This is a genomic window from Moorena sp. SIO3I6 (assembly GCF_010672095.1).
Genome location: NZ_JAAHHU010000581.1, coordinates 1 through 2758, shown reverse-complemented (window position 1 = coordinate 2758; position 2758 = coordinate 1). Strand labels below are relative to the sequence as shown.

Below are 2758 nucleotides of genomic sequence, written 5' to 3'. Positions count from 1 at the left end.
AGAGGAATCTCAGGGTATACTAATGGGACAAGAAGATTATGGAAGCCATGCAAGCCATGGTGAGCATAGCCTATCTAACGGCTCGGATTAGGTGCGAACTAAATGTTTAGGCTCGTCTAGATTTTATTGAAAAGCATCAATACACTCTACTAGACAAAAAATCTTTAGCTGGACAAAAGTAACCATCCTATCGGCTTGTTTGAAACACGATATGTAGCTGGTGTCATTCAGGGCCAACAAGCCTATTTGCTGACTAACCTAGTGAATGGTAAAAGTCAAACCCTGCTCCAGCCTCAAGCAATTTGGACAATCGGTCGGGGACGCCAGTCAGCAATACAGCTCCCCGAGAAGCGTTTGTCTAGACATCATGCTGTGATTCAGCACATTCAGAAGCAGGGATTTTACTTAATTGACCTTAAGAGCACTAATGGTTCCTTTATAAATGGAAAACGAGTCAAAGGATCTCATCTGCTCCAGGATGGGGAGTATGTTCAACTCGCTAGCATTAGTTTTTGTTTTTTCTTTTGCGAACAGACTAAGACAGTAGAGAACATTAGCTCAAATATCCTAGCCCAAATCGAAGCTTTAGCAGCAGAAAACAACTTAACCAGTGATCAAGCAACAACTGCCTCATCCTTATCTCAAGATCAGATCAGCAAAGATACTAACCCATTTGTACACGGGCAAGAAACAGACGTATTTGGATCAGTTGACTCTGCACAAGAAATGCAAGAGCTTGAAGGAGCAACCTCTTCTGAACTCACTCCGGCTCAGCAGTTAGAAATTCTAGACCGCTTTTTAATTAGAAAGTACACTCAAGAAAAGTAAATTGTAAGCATTGAGCAATCAGCGGTCAGCGGTCAGCTTTGTGGCACAGGCTTCCAGCCTGTGACTTCACTCAGATTAAACCAATCCTTACCTGTTGTCTTTATGCAATAGCAAGTGGGAGGAACCACGGCAGCGCGGGCTGCATCGCTTATTCAAAAGCTGATAGCTGATAGCTGATTGCTGATAGCTGATTGCTGATTGCTGATTGCTGATAACTAATAAATTAAGCCTCCTCATCTCCTGCTTCGATGCTATCTCCGTCCTTGCTATCCATAGGAGCCACTGAGTTAGCGGAAACTACTGCTCCCATGTCGAGGGCCTGACGTACTTGCTGCTCAATATTCTCAGCAAACTCGGGATGTTCAACTAAATACTTAACTGTATTATCCCGACCTTGAGCAATATTGTCTCCATTGTGGCTATACCAGGCTCCCTTGCGCAGAATGACTTTGGTTTGTTCTGCTAAATCCACCAGACACCCTAAGCGGGAAATCCCTTGGCCAAAAATAATGTCAAACTCTGCAATGCGGAAAGGAGGGGCAACTTTATTTTTGGCAACTTTGACTTTGGCACGAATCCCATATTCCCCCTCGTTAGATTTTTTCAGGGTTTGAATGCGACGAATATCCAGGCGAACTGAAGCATAGAACTTAAGTGCATTACCACCCGTAGTCACCTCTGGGCTACCATAGGTGATGCCGATTTTTTGTCGTAGCTGATTGAGGAAAATAACAGTACACCCAGACTTACCAATGTTACCAGCAATTTTTCGCAGCGCTTTACTCATCAACCGCGCCTGTAACCCAACTTGGTTGTCACCCATTTCCCCTTCAATTTCTGCACGGGGTACCAAAGCAGCTACGGAGTCAATCACAACGATATCCACTGCCGCAGAACGAACCAGTTGATCCACAATTTCTAGGGCTGATTCCCCTGTGTCAGGTTGAGATACTAAAAGGTTTTCGATGTCAACCCCCAAAGCTGCAGAGTAGGTGGGATCAAGAGCATGTTCTGCATCAACAAACGCTGCAACTCCCCCAGATTTTTGGACTTCTGAGACAGCATGCAACGCTAGGGTTGTCTTACCAGAGCTTTCTGGACCATAGATTTCAATAATGCGACCTTTCGGCAGACCACCCCCCAAGGCTAAATCTAGGGTAATTGCCCCACTCCGAATTGTTTCCACTTTCATGCGGGTGGCATCACCCAAGCGCATGATGGCACCCTTACCAAAACTACGCTCAATTTGTTTTAGTACCAGGTTCAGAGCTTTTTCTTTTTCGGGACTGTTTGTGATTGGGGTAGCCATGGATGCCTCAAAAAATTTACTGTATCGGGACGGGTTTTGTAGTTTTAATTCTCCCCCTAAAGAAACATGGGGGATTGAGAAGAGATGTTGGTCAAGGAATTATAGACTATAATTAATGATCCATTTTAACTGTTTAAGCTCCTTGAGCTGCTATGAGAAACTGATATAACTCGGTAGAAACCGTGTTAAAGTTCCCTTCCTGCTTCCTCCAGATTATCTGGGTTTCATAGGGTGTCGGCACTTCCTATTCCACAGGCTTAAACCGAGAAGCCCTCGGCATAACGTTCTAAATTAAGGCTTGCGTTCAGATCACGATCAGCGGTGTAATCGCAAGCCTCACAATTAAAAACTCGTTCTTTGAGTGGCATTTCTTGAACATGACCACAGCTTGAACAGGTTTTAGTGGATGGATAGAATCTATCCGCAAAAACCAGTTGGCAGCCGTACCACTCCGACTTATATTCGACCTGGCGACGAATTTCATAAAGAGCGGCATCGGCTATAGCACCTGCGTGCTTTGTGGTTTTTCAACAGACCGGAAACATTCAAATTTTCTAACCCAATGACTGCGTGGTTCTTGCAAAGCCAAGAGGTTAATTTATGGATTGCATCTTTCCGGAT

General features: G+C 44.5%; 3 protein-coding genes. 1 reads left to right on the top strand and 2 read right to left on the bottom strand.

Translation table 11 applies throughout. The features are described 5' to 3' along the window. Positions 1–195: 195 nt before the first annotated feature. Entirely contained in the window at positions 196–828 is a 633-nt protein-coding gene (locus F6K49_RS39885; RefSeq protein ID WP_293087349.1) for an FHA domain-containing protein, read from the top strand. Between the two features lie 223 nt (positions 829–1051). Here the strand turns inward: F6K49_RS39885 and recA are convergent, their stop codons facing one another. Together recA and F6K49_RS53840 are read right to left on the bottom strand one after the other, a co-directional pair. Beyond that, positions 1052–2137 (bottom strand): recombinase RecA, encoded by a 1086-nt coding sequence (recA, locus tag F6K49_RS39880; protein ID WP_075900675.1) that lies wholly within the window; start codon positions 2135–2137, stop codon positions 1052–1054. Positions 2138–2394: 257 nt separating this feature from the next. Beyond that, a complete protein-coding gene (locus F6K49_RS53840; protein ID WP_366514291.1) occupies positions 2395–2571 on the bottom strand; it encodes a zinc ribbon domain-containing protein in 177 nt (58 codons plus the stop codon). Between the last annotated feature and the right edge of the window lie 187 nt (positions 2572–2758).

Excerpts from the sequence above, each read along its gene's own strand:
- recA (WP_075900675.1), bottom strand. The coding sequence starts at position 2,137 with ATGGCTACCCCAATCACAAACAGTCCCGAAAAAGAAAAAGCTCTGAAC.